This is a genomic window from Streptomyces sp. NPDC101490, assembly GCF_044767145.1.
Taxonomy (GTDB): Bacteria; Actinomycetota; Actinomycetes; order Streptomycetales; family Streptomycetaceae; genus Streptomyces.
Window position 1 is genome coordinate 634,315 of the sequence record NZ_JBIWNI010000001.1, and the last position, 24,116, is coordinate 658,430.

The 24,116-nt window shown below is 73.5% G+C and carries 23 protein-coding genes and 1 pseudogene; 14 read left to right on the forward strand and 10 right to left on the reverse strand.

The window, feature by feature from the left end:
- Positions 1-59 precede the first annotated feature (59 nt).
- Both ACIRQY_RS02495 and ACIRQY_RS02500 read right to left on the reverse strand, forming a co-directional pair.
- Positions 60-1,004 carry a M23 family metallopeptidase gene (locus tag ACIRQY_RS02495; RefSeq protein ID WP_403921863.1) on the reverse strand — a complete coding sequence of 315 codons (945 nt, stop codon included), beginning with the start codon at positions 1,002-1,004 and terminating at the stop codon, positions 60-62.
- Positions 1,005-1,009: 5 nt separating this feature from the next.
- Positions 1,010-2,230, reverse strand: a complete 1,221-nt coding sequence (locus ACIRQY_RS02500) for an SPFH domain-containing protein (RefSeq protein WP_403921865.1) — start codon at positions 2,228-2,230, stop codon at positions 1,010-1,012.
- A 176-nt stretch (positions 2,231-2,406) separates the two neighbouring features.
- Here ACIRQY_RS02500 and ACIRQY_RS02505 point away from each other — a divergent pair, with 176 nt between their 5' ends.
- Both ACIRQY_RS02505 and ACIRQY_RS02510 read left to right on the forward strand, forming a co-directional pair.
- A complete protein-coding gene (locus tag ACIRQY_RS02505; protein WP_403921867.1) occupies positions 2,407-3,843 on the forward strand; it encodes a WGR domain-containing protein in 1,437 nt (478 codons plus the stop codon).
- A complete protein-coding gene (locus tag ACIRQY_RS02510) occupies positions 3,840-4,319 on the forward strand; it encodes a hypothetical protein (protein WP_403921869.1) in 480 nt (159 codons plus the stop codon). Before ACIRQY_RS02505 ends, ACIRQY_RS02510 begins: the two co-directional genes overlap by 4 nt.
- A gap of 50 nt (positions 4,320-4,369) precedes the next feature.
- On the opposite strand, the gene ACIRQY_RS02515 is transcribed toward ACIRQY_RS02510, so the two are convergent.
- The 3 genes from ACIRQY_RS02515 to ACIRQY_RS02525 form a co-directional block, all read right to left on the reverse strand.
- Positions 4,370-4,792 (reverse strand): DUF350 domain-containing protein, encoded by a 423-nt coding sequence (locus ACIRQY_RS02515; RefSeq protein WP_351784712.1) that lies wholly within the window; start codon positions 4,790-4,792, stop codon positions 4,370-4,372.
- 213 nt (positions 4,793-5,005) lie between these two features.
- Positions 5,006-5,608, reverse strand: a complete 603-nt coding sequence (locus ACIRQY_RS02520) for an HdeD family acid-resistance protein (RefSeq protein ID WP_403921871.1) — start codon at positions 5,606-5,608, stop codon at positions 5,006-5,008.
- Between the two features lie 68 nt (positions 5,609-5,676).
- Complete coding sequence (locus tag ACIRQY_RS02525) at positions 5,677-6,291, reverse strand: hypothetical protein (RefSeq protein ID WP_403921873.1); 615 nt, start codon at positions 6,289-6,291, stop codon at positions 5,677-5,679.
- A gap of 197 nt (positions 6,292-6,488) precedes the next feature.
- On the opposite strand from ACIRQY_RS02525, the gene ACIRQY_RS02530 reads away from it, so the two are divergent.
- Positions 6,489-7,040, forward strand: coding sequence for a DoxX family membrane protein (locus tag ACIRQY_RS02530; protein ID WP_351784706.1), 552 nt, complete (start codon positions 6,489-6,491; stop codon positions 7,038-7,040).
- 91 nt (positions 7,041-7,131) lie between these two features.
- Positions 7,132-8,043, forward strand: a complete 912-nt coding sequence (gene opcA, locus ACIRQY_RS02535) for a glucose-6-phosphate dehydrogenase assembly protein OpcA (RefSeq protein ID WP_403921875.1) — start codon at positions 7,132-7,134, stop codon at positions 8,041-8,043.
- A gap of 220 nt (positions 8,044-8,263) precedes the next feature.
- On the opposite strand, the gene ACIRQY_RS02540 is transcribed toward opcA, so the two are convergent.
- Positions 8,264-9,361, reverse strand: a complete 1,098-nt coding sequence (locus ACIRQY_RS02540; protein ID WP_403921877.1) for a cytochrome P450 — start codon at positions 9,359-9,361, stop codon at positions 8,264-8,266.
- A 378-nt stretch (positions 9,362-9,739) separates the two neighbouring features.
- Here ACIRQY_RS02540 and ACIRQY_RS02545 point away from each other — a divergent pair, with 378 nt between their 5' ends.
- The 3 genes from ACIRQY_RS02545 to ACIRQY_RS02555 all read left to right on the forward strand — a co-directional run bounded on the left by ACIRQY_RS02545 (position 9,740) and on the right by ACIRQY_RS02555 (position 12,620).
- Positions 9,740-10,930 carry a cytochrome P450 gene (locus tag ACIRQY_RS02545; protein ID WP_403921879.1) on the forward strand — a complete coding sequence of 397 codons (1,191 nt, stop codon included), beginning with the start codon at positions 9,740-9,742 and terminating at the stop codon, positions 10,928-10,930.
- A 319-nt stretch (positions 10,931-11,249) separates the two neighbouring features.
- A complete protein-coding gene (locus tag ACIRQY_RS02550) occupies positions 11,250-11,531 on the forward strand; it encodes a hypothetical protein (protein ID WP_351784698.1) in 282 nt (93 codons plus the stop codon).
- 498 nt (positions 11,532-12,029) lie between these two features.
- Positions 12,030-12,620 carry a lytic polysaccharide monooxygenase auxiliary activity family 9 protein gene (locus ACIRQY_RS02555; RefSeq protein WP_351784696.1) on the forward strand — a complete coding sequence of 197 codons (591 nt, stop codon included), beginning with the start codon at positions 12,030-12,032 and terminating at the stop codon, positions 12,618-12,620.
- Positions 12,621-12,849: 229 nt separating this feature from the next.
- On the opposite strand, the gene ACIRQY_RS02560 is transcribed toward ACIRQY_RS02555, so the two are convergent.
- Positions 12,850-13,200, reverse strand: coding sequence for a hypothetical protein (locus ACIRQY_RS02560; RefSeq protein ID WP_403921882.1), 351 nt, complete (start codon positions 13,198-13,200; stop codon positions 12,850-12,852).
- A 273-nt stretch (positions 13,201-13,473) separates the two neighbouring features.
- On the opposite strand from ACIRQY_RS02560, the gene panD reads away from it, so the two are divergent.
- The 3 genes and pseudogenes from panD (at position 13,474) to ACIRQY_RS02575 (ending at position 16,308) form a co-directional block, all read left to right on the forward strand.
- Positions 13,474-13,896 (forward strand): aspartate 1-decarboxylase, encoded by a 423-nt coding sequence (gene panD, locus ACIRQY_RS02565; protein WP_351784692.1) that lies wholly within the window; start codon positions 13,474-13,476, stop codon positions 13,894-13,896.
- A gap of 22 nt (positions 13,897-13,918) precedes the next feature.
- A pseudogene (locus ACIRQY_RS02570) lies at positions 13,919-14,272 on the forward strand (GNAT family N-acetyltransferase); the annotation flags it as partial.
- Positions 14,273-14,916: 644 nt separating this feature from the next.
- Complete coding sequence (locus ACIRQY_RS02575; RefSeq protein WP_403921884.1) at positions 14,917-16,308, forward strand: transglycosylase family protein; 1,392 nt, start codon at positions 14,917-14,919, stop codon at positions 16,306-16,308.
- Here the strand turns inward: ACIRQY_RS02575 and ACIRQY_RS02580 are convergent.
- Entirely contained in the window at positions 16,189-17,289 is a 1,101-nt protein-coding gene (locus tag ACIRQY_RS02580) for a DMT family transporter (protein ID WP_403921886.1), read from the reverse strand. The genes ACIRQY_RS02575 and ACIRQY_RS02580 overlap by 120 nt on opposite strands.
- 293 nt (positions 17,290-17,582) lie before the next feature.
- Between ACIRQY_RS02580 and ACIRQY_RS02585 the strand changes: the two genes are divergently transcribed.
- From ACIRQY_RS02585 to ACIRQY_RS02595, 3 genes are all read left to right on the forward strand, one after another.
- Positions 17,583-18,296, forward strand: coding sequence for a (2Fe-2S)-binding protein (locus ACIRQY_RS02585; RefSeq protein WP_403921888.1), 714 nt, complete (start codon positions 17,583-17,585; stop codon positions 18,294-18,296).
- A gap of 58 nt (positions 18,297-18,354) precedes the next feature.
- Positions 18,355-19,839, forward strand: a complete 1,485-nt coding sequence (locus ACIRQY_RS02590; protein ID WP_403921890.1) for an SDR family NAD(P)-dependent oxidoreductase — start codon at positions 18,355-18,357, stop codon at positions 19,837-19,839.
- Positions 19,840-20,128: 289 nt separating this feature from the next.
- A complete protein-coding gene (locus ACIRQY_RS02595) occupies positions 20,129-20,299 on the forward strand; it encodes a hypothetical protein (RefSeq protein WP_351784680.1) in 171 nt (56 codons plus the stop codon).
- Positions 20,300-20,310: 11 nt separating this feature from the next.
- Here ACIRQY_RS02595 and ACIRQY_RS02600 read toward each other — a convergent pair whose 3' ends face one another.
- Both ACIRQY_RS02600 and ACIRQY_RS02605 read right to left on the reverse strand, forming a co-directional pair.
- Complete coding sequence (locus tag ACIRQY_RS02600; RefSeq protein WP_403921892.1) at positions 20,311-21,756, reverse strand: lipase maturation factor family protein; 1,446 nt, start codon at positions 21,754-21,756, stop codon at positions 20,311-20,313.
- Positions 21,757-21,778: 22 nt separating this feature from the next.
- Positions 21,779-22,321 carry a DUF1990 domain-containing protein gene (locus ACIRQY_RS02605; RefSeq protein WP_351784676.1) on the reverse strand — a complete coding sequence of 181 codons (543 nt, stop codon included), beginning with the start codon at positions 22,319-22,321 and terminating at the stop codon, positions 21,779-21,781.
- A 587-nt stretch (positions 22,322-22,908) separates the two neighbouring features.
- Between ACIRQY_RS02605 and ACIRQY_RS02610 the strand changes: the two genes are divergently transcribed.
- Positions 22,909-24,090 (forward strand): DUF6777 domain-containing protein, encoded by a 1,182-nt coding sequence (locus tag ACIRQY_RS02610; RefSeq protein ID WP_403921894.1) that lies wholly within the window; start codon positions 22,909-22,911, stop codon positions 24,088-24,090.
- The last annotated feature ends 26 nt before the right edge of the window (positions 24,091-24,116 follow it).

A 24,116-nucleotide genomic window follows, 5' to 3' on the forward strand; every position in this document is an offset into this window, starting at 1 on the left:
GTCCCCGTAAGGGAAGGGTCCCCGTACGGGAAGGGTCCCCGTAAGGGCGGCGGACCCGCCTACACCCGCACGCCGTGCCCGCGCAGATAGGCCAGCGGGTTGACGTCCGAGCCGAAGGACGGCGAGGTGCGCACCTCGAAGTGCAGATGGGGGCCGGTCACCCGGCCGGTCGCGCCGGAGAGCGCGATCCGCTGGCCACCGGACACGCTCTGGCCGGGGGACACGTCGATACGGGACAGATGGGCGTACTGGCTGTAGCGGCCGTCCGGATGACGGACGACCACCTCGTAGCCGTACGAACGCCCGTACCCGGCGGTGACCACCCTGCCGGGGCCGACCGAGCGGACCGTGGTGCCCGACGGCACCGCGAAGTCCTGCCCCGTGTGGTAGCCCTTCGACCAGGAGCCGCGCTGCCCGTACTGGCCGGTGAAGACGTACGAGGAGACCGGCGTCGTCCAGCCACGGGAGGAAGAGGGCGGCGTCGGGGCCTTCGGCGGCTTCGGCTTGGCGGGCTTCGAGGGCTTCGGCGACGGCCCCGCGATGCCACCCGGGAGACCCGTCCGCTGCTCGTACTTCCAGGCGTGACCCGTCCAGTACCAGTGGCCCCGCGACTGGTACCAGTAGACGCGGTCCACGGCGTCCCAGCCCTGCCGCCCCCGGAACACCGGTTCGCCGGTCCTCCGCCCGCCCGGGGCGGCCGTCGCGAAGGCGCCGCTCCTCCGCTCGTACACCTCGGCGTGGCTGGTCCAGCGCCATGCGCCGGACTCGTTGCGGAACCAGTACTTCGAACCGTCCCATCCGGCGTGCGCCGGAGCGGGTTCGGCGGCGGCCGTGCCGGTGCCCGCACCGGCGAGCGCGACCGCGCCCACGGTCACGACGACGGCGCGGCGGACCCCGTGCAGGGCCGGTGCCGCCCGTCCGTCCGCCGTCGCGCGGCGTGCGGACGCGCAGCCCGCGCAGCCGCAGTCCTGGAGCGTCTCCTCGGTGAACGCGGGAGTGTCCACGATCCTCATCCCTCCTGGTCGGGGTCGGTCCGGCCGCCACCGCGGGTGTAGAAGGCCACGGTCAGGTCCTTGACCAGGGCCTGGCGTTCGAAGTCGTCGAGTTCCACGAGCCCCCGAGTGGTCAGCCGCGTCACCGTGTCGTCCACGGCGTCGATGACCCCGGTGAGCACCGAGTCCCGGTGCTTGGCGTCCAGGGCGGCGATCTGCCGCCGTCGCATGGCGGCGGCGACCTCGGGGGCGTACTCGATCCGGGTCGGCTGCGCGGAGAAGACGGCGATGCCGACCGGGCGGCACTCGGCCGCGAGCATCCGGGTCAGCGCGTCGCCGACCGCCTCGGCGTCCCGCAGGGTCGGCGTCTCGCCCCGGAAGGCGTCGGCGGGCAGCTGGGAGAGGACCCGCGCGGTCGCCGCCTCCACCTGCTCGCGCAGATAGTCGAGGTGGTCGTCCACGGCGAGCAGCGCGCGGGCGGTGTCCCGCACGGTCCAGACGACCAGGACGACCACGCGCAGGGCCGAGCCCTCGGCGTCGACCACGGCGATCGGTTCGCTGCGCCAGTGCCGCAGCCGGACGTCGACGCGGCGGCGCAGGACGAAGGGGCTGATCCAGGTGAGGCCGGTGCGGCGCACACTGCCCCGGTAGCGGCCGAACAGCGAGAGCACCCAGGCGGATCCGGTACGGCCCCGGGTGAGGCCGCCGAAGGAGACGACGGCGACGACGGCGCAGGCCGCGAGGGCCGCCCACTGCCAGAGCGGCAGTTGGACGTGGGGAAGCGGGCGGGCCCGCCACAGCGCGGCGGCGGCGGCCGTCAGCGCGGTCAGACCGGTGAGGACCGCCACCCAGCCGGGCAGGGCGGGACCGGGGCGTTCGACGAGGTCGGGGTCGCCCGGCGGCGGACGACGGGGGAGGGGCGCGGTGACGCCGGGAGCCCCGGTGGTGGACGGTCTCGTGGTCGCCCTTCCCGGGGCGGGCACCGTTCCGGCCGGAGTCCTGCCCACCGGAGCCCTGCCGACCGGAGTCCCGCCGACCGGTGTCCTGCCGGTGGGGGTCGTGCTCCGGACCTCCGGGCGCTGTGCCGCCCTGGTCCCCGCGGTCGTGTCGTCGGCGTCCGGCCGGGCGGAGGCGGGCCGGACGGGGACGGAGTCCGACCGGAAGAGGTCGTTCATCGGTATGCCGTCCGCGTGTCTGCGCGCGCGGACCGGCAGGGGCCGCTTCAGTGGCTCGCTCATGAGGCCCTTCCGGCCGCACGGGAGGTGACGGCACGTCGGATGATCTTCAAGCACCATCGTCACAGGGTTGAATGTCCGGATTGCCGCGCCGAAGGTCCCGAATCGCCGGGCCTTTGGTCCCTTGGCCATGACTTCACTGGGGGCTGTTGTCAGTGGGTGCCCCTACCGTTCTCACCATGACGACGACGACCTATCTGGAGCTGTCGCAGGACGGCGGCGGTGCCCACAAGTTCTACGAAGTGACCGTCGAGGACCTCACGGTGTCGGTCCGTTACGGCCGGATCGGCGCGGACGGACAGACCCAGCTCTCCACGTTCCCCACGGCGGCCAAGGCCCAGGCGGCGGCCGCGAAGAAGATAGGGGAGAAGGTCCGCAAGGGATACGCCCCCGCGGTCAGGGGACAGCGGGCGGCGCGTGCCGTGACGCGCCGCGAGGTCACCTCCGCGCCGTCCACCGCACGGGCCGTCGCCCCCGTCCTCTGGCGCTTCCGGACCGGTTCGGCCGCCTTCGGCATCCATGTCGACGAGGAGCGCTGCTGGGTGGGCAACCAGGCGGGGGACGTCTTCACGCTCGACCGCTCCGGCGAGGTGCAGGCCCGCTTCAGCCTCCCGGACGGCGTCAAGTGCCTGGTCGCGGACGACTTCTGGATCTACGCGGGCTGTGACGACGGCAAGGTCTACGACCTGTCGTCCAAGCTGCCCTTCGCCGCGTACGACATCGCCACCGACGTCGACATCTTCTGGCTCGACATCCACGAGGGCGTCCTGCACGTGGCCGACCGTTCGGGACGGCTCACCGTCATCGACCACGAGGACGAGCACCAGTGGGCGCGCGGCGGGCAGGGCGAGCACGCCTGGATGGTCCGCGCCGACGGTGGCGCCGTGTACTACGGGGACACGCGGGGCGTCGCCGCGCACGCGCCGGACGGCGGCGGCGAGCTGTGGCACACGGCCACCGACGGCGGGGTCCTCTTCGGCTGGCAGGAAGACACCTCGGTCTACGCGGGCACCGCGCGCCGGAAGGTCCAGCGGCTCGCGAAGAAGGACGGGCGCGTCGAGGCGGTGTACTCCTGTGACGGCCCGGTGTACTCCTGTGCCACCTCGCCCGGCGGGCGGTTCGTGTTCGCCGCCGACGCGGCCTCCTCCGTCTACTGCTTCGCGGAGGACGGCACACGCCTGTGGAAGCTGGGCACCGGCGGCGGTTCGGCACTGTCCATGCAGTACCGCGACGAGCGCCTCTACCTGGTGACCACGGACGGCTCGCTGGTGTGCGTGGACGCGAGCGAGGCGGCGATCGAAGCGGCCAAGGGCGGTACGGTCCCGGTCGCCCGGGACGTCAAACTGGCCGCCGCGCTCCCCGTCTACGAGCCCGCCACGACCGTCACCGCCGTGACCGCCGTCAGTGACGCCCCGGCCGGATCGGTGGTCGTGGAGTGCTTCAGCGAGGCGGGCAGGACCCGGGTGCGGGTCGTCTCGCAGGGCTACGACTCCGGGTGGAACGTGCAGTTCCCGCGCGCGATCAGGGAGCCCGGCGCGCGGTACGTGGTGGACTCCCTGCACGCGGCGGCGGGCGGCTTCTACCGCGTGCGCGGTGACATCCGGCGGCTGCTGTGACCGCCGCTCCCGGAGCCGGTGGGGGGTTCGAGGCGGCCACCGGGGACGACCCGCCGGTGGCCCCCGCCGATGCCGAACGGCGTTCGCGGGAGGTGCGGGTGGCCCTCGAAGGGCTGCTCCAGATCAGACGGCTGACCGGTTCCGGGGGCGTCGGCCCGAAGGCGGCGCCCGCCGACTGGGAGCGGCGGCGGCCGGTCCGCGCGGTGGCCCTGGCCCTGGAGTCCGGCGGCATCGCGCCCTCGTCGGTGGACGCCTCGGGGGAGCGGACGGGCACCGGCTACCGGGTCCGGGCGGCGGACCGGCCGGGGGCGGTCGTCGTGGAGTGGCTGGGGCCGTCGGGCGGGGGCGCCGCACGGTCGGAGGCGGAGGCGCTGGGCGCCTGCGTGCCGGTCCTCGCCCGGCTCGGCTGGGAGGCCCTGCTCTACCGGGGCCCGCGCGGACGCCGTTTCCTGGAAGTGGAGCCCGCGGGCGGCTGACGGCCGCCATACCGCCGTCCGGCCGCGTGGGGTGACGGCCGGACGGTCCGTCAGGCGATCGAGGCCGACACGATCGCGGAGACCGCGAGGTTGCAGGAGGCCGTCACCCAGACCGCCGGATGCGGCTCCGGGTCCACCAGGGTCGCCCCCAGCTTGCCGGGGGTGACCAGGTCCACGACCAGGAAGGCCACCGCCATCATCACCAGACCGAGCAGTCCGAACGCCGCGGTGGAGACGAGCCCCTTGCCGAAGTGGTCGTACGTGGTCCAGATCGAGGTGAAGACGATGCCGCCGATCCCGAGGAGCGCGGAACTGAGCAGGATCGCGGCGTTGCGGTTGCGGTCCTCCCAGATCTGGCGTCCGAGCTTTCCGGGGGTCAGCAGGTCCACGAGCACGATGCCGAGGATCAGCAGGACCACGCCGAGGGCGCCGTACGCGCCGGCCCGGCCGAGGCCGTTGACGATGTCGCTCATGGGATTGCCGGCTCCGGAAGGTCACGATCACGGGGGATCGGGCGGTTCAAGGACCGGCAAAATGTAGCGCACGCGTCAAAGCCACCGCCGTCCGCCCGGGGAACGGACGGACGGCGGACGGGGAGAGGGGCGAGGGAAGGGGAGACCACGGGGGCGGGGAGAGAGGGGAGCGGCGGGCCACGGAGGGCGGGGCGCCCGGGTGGGCCGGAGGCTTCAGGCGCCCGTCGGCAGGTGCTTGGCCCGCGAGCGGACCCGGATCGCGGTGGCGATCTCGACCGCGCCGACGACGATCAGCCAGATGCCGCCGAGGAGCGTCAGGACCGCCGCCGACTCCAGCGGCGACACGATGAGCACGACGCCCGCGAGCGCGTTCACCACACCGAGGAAGACCTGCCAGCCGCGCGCGGGCATCGCGGGATCGGAGCTCGCGGCCACGGTCTGGGTGATGCCGCGGAACAGCCAGCCGATCCCGATCCAGAGCGCGAGCAGCAGGATCGACTGGGTCGCGCCCCGGAAGCAGAGCAGACCCAGCAGGATCGACAGGGCGCCGCTGATGAAGGCCATCACCCGCAGCGCCGTACTGACGTGGGTACCGAAGGCGGCGACGAGTTGCATCACACCGCTGAACAGCAGGTAGAGGCCGAAGAGCACACCGGCCACCACCAGGGTGGCGCCGGGCCACACCAGCACCAGGATGCCGAGGACCAGGGACGCGAGCCCGGCGATCAGCAGTGCCTGCCAGGCGGCGCCCGCGAGCATGCCGAGCGGGCCGGGCGGTACGTCCTCGCGCCGGGGGTGGTCGGAGGTCTGTGTCATGGCGTTCGCGTCCTTTCGCGGAATGGAACGGTCGGGTGAGGGACGGGGGCGGGGGCGGGTCGGGGCGGCTACGTTCGGAGCGGCGTCGCGTACGTGCTGAGGAGGAGCGCCTCGGCCGCCGCCATGCGCTCGATCTCCGAGGGGTCGACGCTCTCGTCCGGCGCGTGGGTCGGACAGCCGGGTTCCTCGGCGCCGGTCAACGCGACCTCGGCGTCGGGGAAGCGTTCGGCCGGCCCATCGCACAGCGGGATCGGACCGCCCTGCCCCGACCGGACCATGTCCGTGCCGGGCGCCTCGCGGAACGTCGCCGCGAGCGCCCGGTACACGGGACCGTCGGTACGGGCCCGGAACGGCCGGCCGACACCCCCCGGTTCCACCTCTACCCGCGCGCCCCACGGAGCGGCGGACACGAGCACGGTGGGCGCCCCCTCGGGCCCCGGCGCGTGCCCGACGACGGAGTCCGTGCCCTCCCGTGTGGTCACCCGCCGCATGCCCCGGAGCCCCGCCCCGGTGAAGGCCCGTACGAGGAAGTCGGCCGTCCGCGCGCACTCCTCCGGCGGGAACTGACGAGGGTCGGCGACGGAACGCGTCAACACCAGCTCGGCCGGGTCCCGCTTCGCCCGGGACATCAGCGCCCGCACCCTCTCCCGCAGTGCTGCGGTCCGGCTGGACTCGGCGGTCATGCGCACCCACTTCCCTCGGGCCGCCGCGCGGGCGACGCTCCATGACGGCTACGGCCCTCTCAGCCAAGCACCCGGGGACAACTGCCGCAAAAGGTGACTCGTACGGAGCAACGGCCCGGGCCGCGGGGCGGCGGGGCGCGCCCGACGAGGGGACAGTGGACGGCGTACGCGTCCGCCTCCCCCACCTGGAGAAACCCATGGGCCACCCCAATCGACGCGATCTCGGACTGCTCGTCCTGCGGGTCGGTACCGGTGCCGTGCTCGCCGCGCACGGCACCCAGAAGCTCTTCGGCTGGTTCGGCGGGGGCGGTGTGGAAGGGACCACACGGGCCATGGAGGCCATGGGTTTCCACCCGGGCCGTGAGAGCGCGGTCGCGGCGGGGCTCGGCGAGGCGGGCGGCGGCGCCCTCCTGGCCCTCGGCCTCGCCACCCCCGCCGCCGGAGCCGCGGCGGCCGGAGCCATGGCCGGAGCCGTCGCGGTCCACGCCCCGGCCGGGTTCTTCGCGCAGGGCGGCGGCTACGAGTACCCGGCCTTCCTCGGCTTCGTCGCCGCCGCGATCGGCGTCACGGGTGCCGGGCGCCACTCCCTGGACCACGCCACCGGACACGTCCTCGACCGCCCGTGGATCGTCGCGGTCGCCTTCGTCGGCAGCGCGCTCGCCGTCGCCGCCGTGGTCGGCCGCCGCGCCGACCGGGCCGCCGGGGAGGACTCCGGACCCGGCGCCGAACCCGCGCCCGAACCCGTGTGACGCCCGGCCCCGCGCCGGTGCGGGGGGGTCCGCACGCGTCCGCCGCGCCGGAGCGTTAGGCTCGCCGCAGAGGAAGGGACGGCCGCCGCGCATGAAGATCGATCTGACGGACACCAACTCCAGCAAGATCAACAAGGCGATCCTGCAAGGACGCAGGGCCGTCGGCACACCCGCCGTCGGGGCCGTGCTCACCCTGGTCGTCGTCACGGACGAGGAGAACGCCTACGACGCGGTCAAGGCCGCCAACGACGCCTCCCGGGAGCACCCCTCCCGCACCCTCGTCGTCATCGAACGGCACGCCCGCACGGCCCGCGAGCGGCACGAGACCCGCCTCGACGCCGAGGTCCGCCTCGGCACCGACGCCGGATCGGGCGAGACGGTCCTGCTCCGGCTGCACGGCGAACTCGGCAGCCGCGCCGACTCCGTCGTCCTGCCGCTCCTGCTGCCGGACGCGCCCGTCGTCGTCTGGTGGCCCGTCGACGCCCCCGAGGTGCCGTCCCGGGACCCGCTCGGCTCCCTGGCCCAGCGGCGCATCACCGACATGTACGCGGTCGAGGACCCCCTCGCCGCCCTGGAACGGCGCGCCGTCTCGTACGCTCCCGGCGACACGGACCTCGCCTGGACCCGGCTCACCCCCTGGCGTTCGATGCTGGCCGCCGCGCTCGACCAGGCGCCGCTGGCCGTCACCTCCGCCGCCGTCGAGAGCGAGGCGGAGAACCCCAGCGCCGAACTCCTGGCCCGCTGGTTCGAGGTCCGGCTCCGCGTCCCCGTCGAACGGATCGTCACCGGCGGCCCCGTCGTCACGGCCGTCCGCATGGGCACCGCGAACGGTGAGATCCGCATCGACCGCCCGGAGGGGCCGGTCGCCCGGCTCACCATCCCCGGCCAGCCCGCCCGGGTCCTCGCCCTCAAGGTGCGGACCACCGCCGAGCTGATCGCCGAGGAGCTGCGCCGCCTCGACCCCGACGAGGCCTACGCGGCGGCCCTGCGCGGCCACGCCTGACCCGCCCCCGCCACGAACCCCGACGCGTGCCGGTGGGCCCCGCCCGGTTCCGCGCGAGCCCGACCGGTTCCGCGACGTGCGGGGACCGGTCGGAGGAGGCCGGGGAAGGTCCCGCTCGGACACGGAACCCGGGAAGGCTCCGCTCGGGCACGGAACCCGGGGAGGAGCGGGCGGGACCACACCCGGAGAAGGCCCGCCGGGTGCGGCCGCGCGGTCGTCCCTACTTCCCTGACGCCCCCTCGGGCGTGAACACCACCGGAAGCGTCGCCATCCCGCGCAGGATGCCCTCGCGGCGGCTGAGGTCCGTGTCCGGGTCGGCGAGCCGGAGATCGGGGAAGCGGCGCAGCAGCGTGCCGAGGGCGATCCGCGCCTCCGCGCGGGCGAGCGGCGCCCCCAGACAGAAATGCACACCGTGGCCGAAAGCCAGCTGCTGCGGCATCTCACGCCGGGCCACGTCGAGTATGTCGGGACGGTCGTAGCGTCCGGGATCGCGGTTGGCCGCCGCGAGCCCGATGATGATCATCTCGCCCGGCGGGACCGTGACCCCGCCGATCTCGTACGCGTCCACGGTGAACCGGGCGACGCCACGGCTCACCGGGCCCTCGAAGCGCAGCAGTTCCTCGATCGCCCCCGGCAGCAGTGAGGGGTCGTCGCGGAGCGCGGCGAACTGGTCGGGGTGGCGCAGCAGGGCGTGGACGCCGTTGGCGATGAGGCTCGCCGTCGTCTCGTGCCCGGCCAGCGTCAACAGGATGGTCATGGCCGTCAGTTCACGGTCGCTGATGCGCTCCTCGGCCTGCGCCGCGCACAGCGCGCTCAGCAGGTCGTCCTTCGGATCCGCCTTGCGCTGTGCGATCAACGGCTCGAAGAACTCGGTGAGTTCGGCGCGCGCTTGTGCTCCCTTGGCGAGCCGCTCGGGGGTGTTGGGCGGCATGATCAGGCCCACGGCGAGCCGGGCGAAGTCCGGCTGTCCCTCGGCCGGGATGCCGATGAGCTCGCTCAGTACGGCCATGGGCAGCGGCAGGGCGAACTCGGAGACCAGATCGGCGCTGCCGCGTGCCGCGAAGGCGTCGAGGAAGGCGTCGGTGTGGGCCTGTACGCGGGGTGCGAACCGCTCCACCCGCCGGGCGGTGAACGCCTTCGACACCAGGTTGCGCAGCCGGGTGTGATCCTCCCCGTCGCCGACGAGCATGCTGGCCATCAGGACGTTGGTGCGCGCCTGGTGGGCCATCTCCTCCTCAAGTCCGTTGACCCCCACGGGGCTGCTGCTGAGCCGGGGGTCGGTGAGCGCCGCCACGGCCTCGTCATACCCCGTGACCATCCAGACCTCAAGAGTGGGATTCAGCCGTACGCGCTGAACGACCCCGTGCTCACGGATGCGCTCGAAGAGCGGGTACGGGTTGGGCTGTTGAGCAACGTTTACCGGGACATCGTGAACGATTGTCTGGTCTTGACCGGTCATCTTCCGTAACTCCCCGCAGCTTTGTGAAAGATCTCTGGCAGGTAGTCATACCAGCCACCCCAGTTGCGTGGTAGCGTCACCGGCGCTCGGCTCGAATGATGTACGGATGAAGCACCGGCGAACCACCGGTGTCGTGTCAGCGGGACGTTCCGCCCACCGGCGGCCGACGTTCCGTACCGCTCGACTCAGAAGCATTCAAGGCCTCAACCAGGCACTGTGCGCGGGAGGAGACGATTCGTGGAGCAAGCGGCAGCCGTGGACCCGATCTTGGATCTGACCAGTCCGGCGAACCTGCGGAACCCCTACCCCGCCTATGCCTCGATGCGTGAGGCGACCCCCGTCCTCTGGCATGAACTGCTCGGTTCCTGGGTGCTCACCCGGCACGCCGACTGCCTCGCGGTGCTCACCGACAGCAACCGTTTCGCCTCCGACTGGCGCCGCGCCGGGGAGGACATCCCCGCTCCGCTCCTCAGCGTCCAGACGCTCGATCCGCCGGAGCACACCGCCATCCGGCATCTGCTGCTCGACGGCTTCCGCGCCCAGGACCGCGCCGCGCTCCACGAGGAACTGGAACGCTGGATCGCCGATCTCCTCGCCGACCTCGCCGAGCGCCCTTCCTTCGATTTCGTCGGGGAACTGGCCGAGCCGGTCGCACTTCGGTTCGTCACCGCGTTCCTCGGCGTACCGGCCCCCGGGCTCGACTGGTTCGTACCCATGTCCCGTACCGTCGTGGACGGCATGGACGCGGGGCTGTGGCCGGAAAAGCACGAACCGGCCGTCGCCGCCCGCGCCCGGCTGGCCGAGTACGCCGGTGGCTGGCTCGCCGATCCGCCCAAGGACGGCCTCATCGCCCACGTGGCGGAGAACGCGCCGGGCAGCGGAGTAGCAGAAACGGTTCTGCGCAACAGTCTGCGAGCCGTCCTGCACGCGGGCTACGAATCCGCCTCCCGCCTCCTCGGCAACGCCGCCGCGGCCCTCCTCACCACTCCCGGCGCGCTCGCCGCGTTCCGGGACAGCCCGTCGACGGCCGTCGACGAACTCATCCGGTACGACGCACCGGTCCAGGCGGACGCCCGGGTCTGCGTCACCGACACCGAACTCGGGGGCGTCACCCTGCGGGCGGGTGATCCGGTCACGCTCTTCCTTGGCGCGGCCCATCACGACCCGCTCCGCTTCGACCACCCCGCCGAACTGCGACTCGACCGCGCTCCGAACCCGCACCTCGGGTTCGGCCGCGGGGCCCATGCCTGTCTGGGCGCGTCCATGGCGATCCGGCTCACCGGATCGGTCCTCGGGGCCCTGGCCAGGGACTTCCCGGACGCACGGGCGGTCGCGGAACCCGAACGCCGGCGCAATCTGACCCTGCGCGGTCTCGACCGCTTCGAGGTGACGCTGCGTCCCGACACGGGGGAGGAGGTACGACCATGAAGTACTGGCACTGAAACCAGTGAGCGCGCGACCGCCCCGGCGGCGGCCGACGCGCCCGTGCACGACACACGTGCACCCGCCGGAGCCCGAGTCGGCTGCACGTCTCGGGCTCCGGCCCCTTTCGCTCCCCCGCACCCCGAAGCGCCTTCCGGGCACGGGTGACGTCCTCCGTCCGCCACGACTGCCTCCCGTACGGGCGAAGCGCCCGCGCGGACGGCGCCGCGAGACCGGCTCCCGCTCCCTCCGCGTGCCATCCTCGGACGAACCGCCCACCTCTCGCCGAGCCGTGGGCCGCCGTCGCCCCGCGCGGAGGGACCTCATGCTCATCGGCCACGTCCTGCGGCACCACGTCCTGTACGTGACCCTCCACCATGAGCTCGACGTCACCACCAGGGCCGCCGCCGCCCTCCAGATCCAGACGCTGGTGCAGGCCCACCGGCCCGCCCGGGTGGTCCTCGCCCTCCCCGGCGCCGACCCCACGCCCGCCACCCTCAGCGCCCTCGCCCGCACCCGGCGCCTGTGCGCGGGCCTCCACGTCCCCCTTGTCCTCACCGGGGCCAGTGCCCGCACCCGCCGCCTCCTGGAGGCCACCGGCGAGTGACCGGGCGGCCCCAGGGCTCGCCGCACCCGCCGCCGCGCGGGAAAGGTGTGTCGCTCTCCGCAGATCGGGGGCGGGGGCCGGAATGACGCCTCCGCTCGGTCCGGGGCTCGTGCACAGCGGGTCCGGAAACATACGTCCCCCTGGTCCGGGGCGGGTCGCTGAAAGGTGTGTCGGATCTCCCGGTCCGGGGACGCCGGCAATGCGTGCGACGCCGTGGCCACGCTGCCTTCGTCGCCCAGGGGTGCAGGAGGACAGGGGCTCGGAGATCGACACGCGCGAGCCCGCCCGTCGACTCGCCTTCTTCCAGCCGCTCCTGACGATCCGACATTGGTATGGACATGACTAAATCTCGGGACTAGTCTCGAACTTGGTCTAGACCGCGTCGGACGCGTGCCTTCCGGTTGTTCCGTGCTGCCGTTCCGTCCCCACTGTTCCACCGGCAGTACGTCCGAGGCGCGCGCCCGCCCCCACCCGCACCTCGGACCGCAGGAGCCCCTCATGCGCAAGAAGCTCACCTCGTTACTCCTGGGCCTCGGCATCGCCGGATCCACCCTGCTCGCCACCGGCGGAACCGCCCAGGGCCACGGCTACACCGACTCGCCCGTCAGCCGCCAGCAGTTGTGCGGCAACGGAACCGTCCGCAACTGCGGACAGATCCAGTGGGAACCCCCGAGCGTGGAAGGTCTCAAGGGATTCCCCTCGCGCGGCCCCGCCGACGGCCGCATCTGCGCCGGTGGCATCGGGCGCTTCTCCGAACTGGACGACCCGCGCGGCGGAAACTGGCCCGCCACCAGTCTGACCGCGGGCCAGAACCACACCTTCCTCTGGCGGATCAGCGCCCGCCACGCCACCACCGACTTCCGCTACTACATCACCAAGGACGGCTGGGACCCCACCAAGCCGCTGACCAGGGCGGCCCTGGACCCGCAGCCGTTCCTCACGGTCCCCTTCGGCGGCCGCCAGCCCGGCGCCACCGTCACGCACACCGGCGTCCTTCCCCAGAAGACCGGCCGTCACCTGATCCTCGGCGTCTGGACCGTCGCCGACACCGACAACGCCTTCTACGCCTGCTCCGACGTGCGCTTCTGACACGACTGCGCGCCGCGTGAACACCGCGCGTGGGCTCCGGGCCGACCACCGGCCCGGAGCCTCCGCGCGCTGACAGCCGCTCTCCCTGCGCCCCGAACCGGGCCGCCACTCTGTCCCGAACCGATCCCGGAGGAGAGGAGGGGGGCCTCCCGTACGGAGCGGCGCGGCACGCCGACCGCCAGGAGCGGCATCCCGTGCCCTGTCCGAGGCGGGGGCGACGCGACCGTGGTCAGCACCGGCGGTGCCACCACGGGAGGTCCGGGTCCGCCGTCGGATCGTGGTGCGTCCGGTCGAGCAGCGCCGAGTCCAGACGCTCCACCCGGCCCCGGAGTTCCGTCGCGGCTCTCGGCGGCAGCAGGAGCAGTATGTCCGCCAGCTTGTCCCGGGCCCATCCCTCGCCGCAGCAGAGGCAGGTGAATTCGGCCTCCCACGGCTTCCATCGACGCCGGGAGCCGTGGACGCGCACCGACCACACGCTCAGCGCCACCGAGACGGCGCCCGGGGAGAACCGCTCCCGTTCGAGCACCCGGACGGCGGCGTTCGCCGCTCCCGACAGACCCGGGACATCGCGATACCGCACCCAGGGCGGTCCCCCGTGGTGTCGTCGGGGCCGAAGCGAAGCCGGTGCCTTACGCGGCTCGGCCCCTTCGCGTGGAGATCATGGCCGAAATGCTCTCATGACCCGAGCCCGGCGGGGACTTCACCGTGGCGCGGGCCCGGCGGATCGCGGTTCCGGACCTCTTGATCCGGCGCGGTCGGCGGACTCGTGCGAGAAGTGCCTGACGTTGTAGCCTGAAGGACAGCCCTTGACCTGTAAAACGCAGGCAGGGAGCCGATAATCTGGAGTCTTTCCATGCTTCGAACCCTCTTCAAGTCGAAGATTCATCGGGCGACCGTGACTCAGGCCGATCTGCACTACGTCGGATCGGTCACCGTCGACGCCGAGTTGATGGAGGCGGCGGATCTGCTGCCCGGCGAGCTGGTGCACATCGTCGACATCGACAACGGTGCCCGTCTGGAGACGTACGTCATCGAGGGGGAACGCGGCTCCGGGATCATCGGGATCAACGGCGCCGCCGCCCACCTGGTCCACCCCGGCGACCTCGTCATCCTGATCAGTTACGCGCAGGTCGAGGACGCGGAGGCGCGCTCCTTCGTCCCGCGTGTCGTGCACGTCGACGGCGGCAACCGCATCGTGGAACTCGGGACCGACGCCTCCGCACCCGTTCCCGGGAGCGACACGGTGCGCGGTCCGGGCGCCGTGCCCGCGCGGTAGCCCGTCACCGTACGAGCAGAGGGAGCAGCGCATGGGCGAGCTGAGGATCGTCGACGACCGGTCGTCCGGACGTCTGGCGGCGTTCGAGGGGGAGACCCCCGTCGGCGCCATCGTCTACTTCGCCCTCACCGCCGAACCCCACGCGCTCGTCGCCGTGCACACGGTCGTCGAGCGGGCGCACGAGGGAAAGGGGATCGCCGGGTCCCTCGTGCGCGCGTTCTACGCGCTCGCCGCCGCCGAAGGCGTTCCCGCCGTGCCGATCTGTTCGTACGCCGCCGCATGGGCCGAGCGGCACCCGGACGAGGCTCCGGCGGCGCCGCCCGAGGTGATCCGCGCCGCCCGGCTCCAACTGGAGGCCAGCCCCGGGCTGTGGTGACCGCGCCGACGGGGCGCTCACCCCGACGCGGGCCACAGCCCGAGCCGCCCGCCCGCAGGAGACCGGACCCGCAGGAGGCCCTGCCCGTAGGGGGCCGCCACCCGTAGGGGTCTCCTGCCCGCAGGGATCCCCTCCCCGTGAGAGGGTCCCGCGTTCCGTCTCCCCGCCCCTACGGGAAGCTCCCTGCCCCTACGGGGAAGCCACCCCTCCCGTGCGGGCGGTCCGGACCCGGCCGGGCCCTTCCCGTACGGCCCGGCGGGCGCTCCGGTGCTCCTCGGGTCACCCTGGGAGGGCCGGAACCCGTCGACATGGAGGACCTCGATGACCCAGCCGTATCCCGACCCGCTGCCGCCCTCGCCCCTTCCGTCGCCGGTGCCCTCACCGCCACCCGTCCCCCCGCCCGGCCCGCTGCCGAGCCCGCCCGGACCGGGCCCGGGGCCCGCTCCCGTGCCCTCTCCCGAGCCCGTACCCGGGCCCGGCGGGCCCGTGCCGGAACCCGAGCCGCAGCCCCAGCCGGGCCCGGCCTGAGGGCTCCGGTGTCAACACCGAGCTGACACAAGAGGGTTGGTCTTCCGCGTATCACTTGTCACCGAACGTGCGCACCCCCTAACTTGGACCGCTGTCGCTGTGTTCAAGGGGGGCCCATGGCCGTACGCGGACGTCATCGCCGCCACCAGCCGAGCCGGATCAACCGTGCCTCGCTCACCGTCACGGCGGGAGGCGCCGGAATGGCGCTGCCGCTGATCGGCGCGGGGAGCGTACAGGCCGCGTCGCTGGACGTCTGGGAGAAGGTCGCGGCCTGCGAGTCGACCTCCCACTGGCAGATCAACACCGGCAACGGCTACTTCGGTGGACTCCAGTTCACCCAGTCCACCTGGGAGCGGTACGGGGGCACCCACTACGCCCCGCGCGCCGACCTGGCCTCCAAGGACCAGCAGATCGCGATCGCCGAGCGCGTCCTGAAGGGCCAGGGCCCCGGTGCCTGGCCCGCCTGCGGTGCCCGGGCGGGGCTCGTCCGGGGCGGGGACGCGCCGGACATCAGCCCCGGCGCCTCCGGCGCGAAGGCGTCCGGCGGGAACACGGTGAGGACCACCTCCCTGCCGGGCCAGCGCGCCCTGCCCGAGCGGACCGCGCGGAACGTCGGCCCGACCGCCGTGCCGACCGTCCGCGAGATGTACACGGTGACGCCCGGCGACTCCCTGTCGAAGATCGCCCGCGACGAGCGCGTCAGGGACGGCTGGAAGGGCCTGTACGACACCAATCGGACCGTCGTCGGGGACGACCCCGACCTGATCTATCCCGGCCAGCGCCTGACTCTGCGCATCGAGGCGCCGAAGAAGCCCGCCGAGCCGGGCCGCGCGGCCCCGCCGAAGGCGGCCGTCAACACCCCGAAGCCCGGGCTCAAGAAGCCGAAGACCGTCACGGAGCCGCCGCGGGCCACGCCGCCGAAGACCACGCCCGCACCCCGGTCCGAGGTGCCCCGCACCCGCCCGGTGACGGCCCCGTCGGACACCCGCACCGACACGAAGCCGGTCGCGAAGCCGGACCCGAAGCCCGCGGCGAAGCCCACCGAGCAGGCCAAGCCCCAGCCGAGGCCGGTCTCCCGGCCGCGCCCGGCGGAGGCGGACGAGGACCGCTACTCCGCCCCCGTCTCCTCGGACATCGGCACCCGCTACGGCAAGCCGGGTTCCTCCTGGTCCAGCGGCTACCACACCGGCGTCGACTTCCCCGTCCCCACCGGCACCTCGGTGAAGGCCGTGTCCGGCGGGCGGATCGTCGCCGCGGGCTGGGGCGGCGCGTACGGCTACCAGATCGTCCTGCGCCACGACGACGGCCGCTACAGCCAGTACGCCCATCTCTCCGCGCTCACCGTCCGCGAGGGCCAGCGGGTCACCCCGGGGCAGCGGATCGGCCGCTCAGGGTCGACCGGCAACAGTTCGGGACCGCACCTCCACTTCGAGGTCCGGACGGGTCCCGGGTACGGCTCCGACATCGACCCCCTGGCCTACCTCAGGGCCCGCGGCGTCACCTTCTGACCCGGTAGGACCGGAGGACCCCGGGGACCCCGAAGACCTCGGGGGTTCCGGGGCCGCGGAAGACCCCGGGGATCCGGAGCGGCCCGAAGGCTCCGACGCCCGCGGGGCCGTCGTGTCCGGGGCCGTCCCGCCCGGGGACGGCACCCCCGCCGCCGGGGGTGTCATCCGGTCCAGGGTCAGCTCCACCAGACCGCCGGCCGCCACCGCGCCGCAGATCAGCGCCGCCACCGTACCGGCGGTGCCGTAGCGGAAGCTCTCGCCGAACAGGGTCAGGCCCACGGTGGCGGCGACCACCGGGTTGACGACGGTGACGGTCGCCAGCGGTGCGGCGAGACCGGCCCCCCGGTACGAGGCCTGGGAGAGCAGCAGCCCGGTCACGGCCAGCGTCGAGAGCACGAGGAGCCCCGTCCACTCGGCGAGCGGCGCCCCCGGCGTCCAGCCCTCGGCCACCGACTTCGTGAAGACGGAGGCGATGCCGAAGGAGACGCCCGCCGCCGTGGCGAGCACGATGCTGCGGAGCGCCGACCTGCCGATCAGGTGCGCGGCCGCGAACAGGACGCCCACCAGGCCGAAGGCGGAGAGCGCGAGCAGCCACCGGTCCCCGTCGGCCAGGGACCTGCCCCCGGCGCCGCTCGCCAGGCTCAGGAGTCCCGCCAGGCCTGCCGTGGCCATGACGGCACCCCGCCAGGCCCGCCGCCCCGCCCTCCGGCCGACGAACAGCGCCGCCATGGGCAGCGCGAACACGATCGTAAGCGCCCCCAGCGGCTGCACCAGACTGAGCGGCCCGTACGCGAGCGCCGCGACGTGCAGGGTCGCGCCGAAGCCGTTGAGCAGGACGGACCCCCACCACGCCCGGCTGCGCAGCGGCGCGTAGCGCGGACCGGCGGCGGAGGCCGCGACCCGCTCCTGCACGATCGCCGCGCCCGCGTAGGCGACCGCGGAGACCAGGGCCAGGAGGACGGACAGCAGGAGGGGACTCATACCTTCCACGATCTCTCCGACCGGCCGGTCGCGTCGTCGTCCCAGGGGACGTCTTCACCGCTACCACCGGCGTAGTACCCGGCCCCGCCGTACCCCGTGGGATGTACACCCGTGCAGGTCAGAACGGATGTAAAGGGTCTTTTCGTGTACAGCCGGGGGTGGGGGAGGGCCGATACGGTGGAGGGAGAAAAAAACCGGAATCCGACGGAGGCCGACACCGGGAGCGCCACGAGCACCGGTACGGAGCCTCCGGTCGGACGGGGGCCGTCGGACAGGACCAGGGGGAGTCACGCGTGGATCTCGTCGAGAGCGGATCGGTGGGCGGTTTCTTCGCGCTGCGGACCGCACCGCCGGAGACCGGCGGTGCCCACCGCCCGCTCGCCCGTCTCTACGCGGGGGAGGACGGGCCCCTCCACGCGCGCGTGGACCGGGTCGCCGCCCGGCTCGGCGCCCCCGAGCGGCGCGTCGGCGCCTCCGTCGCCCACCTCGGACTCGCGGCCAGGCTCTGGTCCACCGCGCTCGGACCGGCCGCCCTCCACGGGGCCTTCCCCGACCTCGATCCCGCCGCACTGCACTGGGACGGGGCGCTGACCTCGCCCGACGACCTGTGGTGGGACGGTTCCGCGACCCGCCCCGCGACCGTGGCCGGGCTGCGCGCGGCCGTCCAGGAGGCACACCTGGTCCCGCTCCACGCGGCCTTCGCCCGCGACGGACGCGTCTCCCCGCGCCTGCTGTGGGGCAACGCGGGCTCCGCCCTCGCCGGCGCCCTGCGCGAGCTGACCCGCTGGGCCCTCGCCCACGGCCGCCCGGAGGCCGCCGAGCGGGCCGCCGCGCTGGTCTCCGGCCTCCTGGACCACCCCGACCTCGCGGGCACGGTACGGGGCCCCCGGCTGCGCCGCGCGAGCTGCTGCCTGTACTACCGCTGCCCGGGCGGCGCTCTGTGCGGCGACTGTGTCTTCGACCACGCTCCCCGTACGGGTTTGGAGGCGCGGCCCCCCGCTCCGTAAAGTTGTTCCTTCGAGCCCACGACCGGCGACGTACGAGCGAACGAGGAACCCGAAGGCCATGACGGTGACCGAAGAAACCCAGGACTACGGGCCGGGCGTCGACCCCGAGCGCCTGGCCGTCTGCCTCAGCGTCCTCGACGAACTCGACAAGCTGGAGGTCGACCACCCGGACGCGATCCAGGTCCGGCGCGCCACCGCGGGCATCTACCGGACGGTGAAGCAGCGCCGCCGCCAGGAGCGCCGGGCCGCCAAGACCGCCAACGACAAGGCGGTCACCGAGGCCACGGCGACCGGCTCGGCGCAGCGCATCGACGACGAGACCGAGGGTCTGCTGCCCTCCTCCGTGACGGAGGAGGGCCGGATCGCCGGAATACTCCAGCGTCCCCGCTCCTGTTACGTCTGCAAGACGCGGTTCGTCGAGGTCGACTACTTCTACCACCAGCTCTGCCAGCCGTGCGCGGCCGAGAACCGGGCCAGGCGCGAAGCCCGCACCGACCTCACCGGCAAGCGCGCCCTGCTGACCGGCGGCCGGGCGAAGATCGGCATGTACATCGCACTGCGGCTGCTGCGCGACGGCGCCCACACCACGATCACCACCCGCTTCCCGAAGGACGCCATCCGCCGTTTCAAGGCGATGGAGGACTCCGCCGAGTGGATCCACCGCCTGGAGGTCGTCGGCATCGACCTGCGCGACCCGGCCCAGGTCGTGGCGCTCGCCGACCGGATGACCGAGGACGGTCCGCTCGACATCCTGGTCAACAACGCGACGCAGACCGTGCGCAGGCTGCCGTCCGCGTACTCCGCGCTCGTCGAGGGGGAGAGCGCGGCGCTGCCGTCCGGTGAGCTGCCCGCCCACCACGTCATCGGCGCCTTCAACTCCGGTGCGGTGGGCGAGCTCGTCGGCTCGTCGGAGCTGCCCGTGGGCGTGCGCGACCTGGAGGCGCAGCAGGTCGCCGACCTCGCGCTCGTCGCGGGCAACGCCAGCATCGCCAAGCACCTCGACGGCACCGCCATCGACGCGGGCGGTCTCGTGCCGGACGTCGTCGACAGCAACACCTGGGTGCAGAGCATCGAGCAGATCTCCCCGGTGGAGCTCCTGGAGACCCAGCTGTGCAACTACACGGCGCCGTTCATCCTGATCAGCAAGTTGCGTCCGCTGATGGCCGAGGCCGCGCGGAAGGCCGCGAGCGGACGTTCCTACGTCGTGAACGTCTCCGCGATGGAGGGCGTCTTCAGCCGTGGCTACAAGGGCGCCGGGCACCCGAACACCAACGCGGCCAAGGCCGCGATGAACATGGTGACGCGGACCAGCGGTGAGGAGATGTTCAAGACCGACGGCATCCTCATGACCTCGGTCGACACGGGCTGGATCACCGACGAGCGCCCGCACTTCGACAAGCTGCGGCTGGCCGAGGAAGGGTTCCACGCCCCGCTCGACCTCGTCGACGGCGCGGCCCGGGTGTACGACCCGATCGTGCGCGGCGAGGACGGCGAGGACCTCTACGGGTGCTTCTTGAAGGACTACGCCCCCGCGAACTGGTAGTGCCCGCACACGGGTAGTGGCCGTGGGCTTTCCGAAGAGCGCCCCCTCCGCCGGAGGGGGCGCTCTTCGGTTTCCGTCACCCGATCGCGTCACAGTTCGCGGCCCGGTAGAGCGCAGCCGCGCTCATTTGGTTACTCTGATGTTCACGGTCGGCCACCGAGGAGACACACCGTCCTCACGGCCTTCCCGGGACCGGCCCTCCACCGAGGCCGCGGTCCCGCCCGACGAACGGCGCCACCGCGACCGACCGGCACTTGTCCCACAGGTACGCGACACGAAGGAGTGCGCGGTGACACCCGAACTGACGAAGCAGGAACCGCGACCGGCCCCGACCAAGGAACGGCCGCGTCGCAACGGAGAGCTGGGGAGCCTGGAGGTCTGGGCCCGCTCGGCCCCGATCAGGCTCGCGGGCTACGAGGACGATCTCGCGGAGCCGCACATCCTGCCCGGCATCGACTGATCCCCTTCGCCTCATCCCGGTTCCCCCGGCCGAGTCCGGCCGGGGGAACCGGCGCGCAGCCGGGTCGGCGGCAGGTACTCCCGCACCGGCGTCCGGTGCCACCAGGCGCCGGTCGCGCGCAGTTCCCGCCAGGTCGTGAAGCGGTACCGGTACAGCCGGGCCCGGACGAAGAGCGGGGGCCGCCCGGGGAACGGATCGTGGGCGAGCAGCCGCAGGGTGTCCGGGTCGCCGTCGAGCAGCCGTTCCACGAACGGGCCGAACCACGGGCGCGCGTACCCCGGGCTGAGCGCCGCGAACCACATCAGCCAGTCGAGCCGCAGATGGTACGGGGCGAACTGGCGGGGCATCCTGCGCGGATCGCCGGGCTTGCCCTTGAAGCCGTACTCCCGCCACACCGTGCCCTCGTGCGGCGCGGGGTCGTCGGTGCCCTCGACGACGATCTCCTCCCGGACCCGCCCGACGGTGCCGAACGCCCCGTACGAGTTGACCAGGTGGTACGGATCGTACGAGCGGTTCATCGCCTGGTGGCGGGAGAGCAGATTGCGCACCGGGCGGTAGCTGCGGACCAGGATCAACGCGGTCAGGGCGACGACCAGGACGACGTACCAGAGCGGCGGTCGCGGGCCCGGGTGCGGGCCGGTGAGCGCGGAGGCGTCCACGACGGACAGGGCCAGCACCACGGTCAGCCAGTTCAGCCAGGCGAAGTTGCCCGAGAGCACCAGCCACAGCTGGGTGGCGATCATCAGCCCGGCGGCGACCGTGGCCACCGGCTGCGGGGCGAACAGCAGGAACGGCACGACCAGCTGCACGACATGGTTGGCCGCCGCCTCCACCCGGTGCAGCGGGCGCGGCAGACGGTGGAAGAACCAGCTCAGCGGGCCGGGCATCGGCTGCGTCTCGTGGTGGTGGAAGAGACAGGTCAGGTTCCGCCAGCAGCGGTCGCCACGGATCTTGATCAGCCCGGCGCCGAACTCCACCCGGAAGAGCAGCCAGCGCAGCAGCAACAGGACGAGGACGGGCGGGCCGGTGTCGTCGTTGCCGAGGAACACCGCGAGGAACCCCGCCTCCAGGAGCAGCGTCTCCCAGCCGAACGAGTACCAGGTCTGGCCCACGTTCACGATCGACAGGTACAGCGCCCAGAGCACCAGCCAGAACAGCATCGACACCGGCAGCGGCACCGCGTCCCCGGCGCCCGTCACCAGGGCGAGGGCCAGCCCCGCACCGGACCACGAGACGGCGGCGAACAGCCGGTCGGAGTAGCGCCAGTGGAACAGCGACGGGGTGTCGCGCGCCCGGGTCCCGCGCACGTACTCCGGCACGGGCAGCATCCCGCGCTCCCCGATCAGGGCCCGGAACTGCAGGGCGGCCGACAGGAACGCCACGCAGTACAGCGCGGCCAGGCCCCGCTGGAAGACGATCCGGCCCAGCCACAGGTCAGGTGCCGTGAACCACTCCATCCCTTCCAGTATCGGCCGGGAATCAGCTTCCGACGAGACGCCGGAGGGTGCGGCCGAGCCGGTGCGCGTACGCCCGCTGGAGCGGCGGGACCAGCGGTCCGGCGAGCCGGGTGTACCAGGTGGCGGGGCGGCTGAAGGCGGTCACGGTGAAGCGGACCGTGCCGTCGTCCTCCAGCTCCACGACGAAGGACTCCTCGCCGCACTCGGGATGCCCGGTGAGCGTGCCGTAGGCGAAGCCGGTGCGCCGGTCCTCGTACGCCGTCCAGATCACCGAGCAGGGGGCGGTGAGCCGGAAGGGGCCGAGGCCGATGGACACCTCAACGGCCGTGCCCGGCGCGGCGCGCCCGGCGTCGGCGAGGAGGGACGCGCCGGAGTCGCGGTGCATCCGCCAGGTGGTGACGGCGGTCCCGGCCCGTTCGAAGGCGGCGCGCCCGTGGCCGACGACCGTGGTGCAGCGCAGGTGGCGGTAGCCGTCGGGGAGGTCCGCAGGGGCGCGGGTGGCGCCGGTCTCGCCGTAGGTGAGGGCGGGCCGGGGGCGGGACAGGCCGCTGAGCAGACGGGTCATGCCGGAGGCTCCGTTCACGGGCGGGCCGTGGGGGAGGACCGGCCGCCCCCTGCTTGAACGCGTTCAACTGGCAGGGGTGAGCGTAGGGGCTTCCTTGAACCTGTTCAAGTCCTTTGCGGGTCCCTCCCCACCCGGTCGGCCGCCCTCCGCTTGCGGCACACCGGTTGCTGCGGCAGACAGGAGGCAACGGCCGGAACCCGGGACCGGACCCCGGGCGGAAGAAAGCGGGAGACAGACAGGTGCGCTCAGCCCACCGCCGGACGCGGCGAACCCCCACCGCCTTCCCGCCCACCGCCTCCCTGACCCCTGCCTTCCCGACCTCCGCCCCGGACCCCGACGGGCGACAGCGCACGGGCACGGCGGCGCCGGCCGACGCCCGCCCTCGCGCGGCGACGGAGAGAGGACCCGCCGGACGCGCCCCTACGGGAGAGGGCGCGCCCCCCGGCGCTCGTCCGCGCGTGTCGGCGACGGTACGCCCCGACGCACGCCCCCGAGCGGGGGAGGGAAGAGGGCCCGACGCCCGGCCCCGCACGGGAACGGGGGCGCTGCCCGGTCTCCGCCCCCGTACGGCCCTGAGGGCCTCGGCCGTGCTCGCCGCCGCCCTGCTGCTCACCGGCTGCTCCGCCGCGTGGGAGGGCTCCCGCGGCGGAGCCGAACCCGCCGCGGGAGGGGGCACGGACGTCTTCCTCCAGCCGCTCGCCGCGACGGGCCCCGACCCCTTCACCGCCTCCACCGTCCGCAACGCCGTACGCCCGCCGGTGCCCGAGCGGGACCCCGACGACACCGCCCAGCAGGCGCACGAGGTCACCGGCTCCACCCCCGGCCTCTACGGAGGCACCCGGTCCGTCGGCAGTTGCGACGTCCCCCGGCAGTCCGCGCTCCTCACCGCCGACCAGGACAAGAAGCGCGCCTTCGCCGAAGCCTCCGGCATCCCCGAGAGCAACGTCGAGGGCTGGCTCAGGGGACTCACCCCCGTGGTGCTCCGCGCGGACGTCAGGGTCACCAGCCACGGTTACCGCGAGACCCGGCCCCGGCCCTTCCAGTCCGTCCTCCAGGCCGGTACGGCCGTCCTCGTCGACCCCTACGGCGCCCCCCGCGTCCGCTGCGCCGGAGGCAACCCGCTGCGCACCCCCGCCGCCGACCCTTCCGGCATCCACCGGGGCGACCCCTGGGACGGCTTCGACCCCGACCGGGTGATCGTCGTCCGGCCGACCAGCGCCGTCGTCACCAGCCTCGTCATCGTGAACGCCACCGACCGCAGCTGGATCGAGCGGCGGACCGGCAGCGACGGCGCCGAGGACCGTGCTCCCGACGTGCCCCCGACCTGCGACCCCGACGCGTGCACCCGCACCGGCGACGGCACACCGGACCGGACGGCACCCGGCACCGGTACACCGGACCGGACCGTGCCCGGCACCCCGGACACCGCGCCGCCCGGCGACCCCACCGGCCCGGACGCCGACCCGCCGGTCAGGCCCGTGCCGCCCCCGCCCGCACCGTCGGAACCGGTCGGCCCGCCGATCGGCCCCTCGGGAAGCGGCGGCACCGGCACCGAACCGGCCCCCGCGAACCCGGAGCCGTACCCCCACCCCGACCCTGACCCCGAGCAGCACCCCGACATCCCGCCCGAGCATCCGGCCGACCCCTACGGGGACCCCTTCCCCGACCCCTACGCCGAACCGCCCACCGCCCCCGACGGCGAACTGCCGCCCGACCAGGTCTTCCCGGCCGCGCCCGTCCCGGACCGGCCCGAGACCTTCCAGGGGTGACACGGATCTTCGTGGTGCGCCCGAGC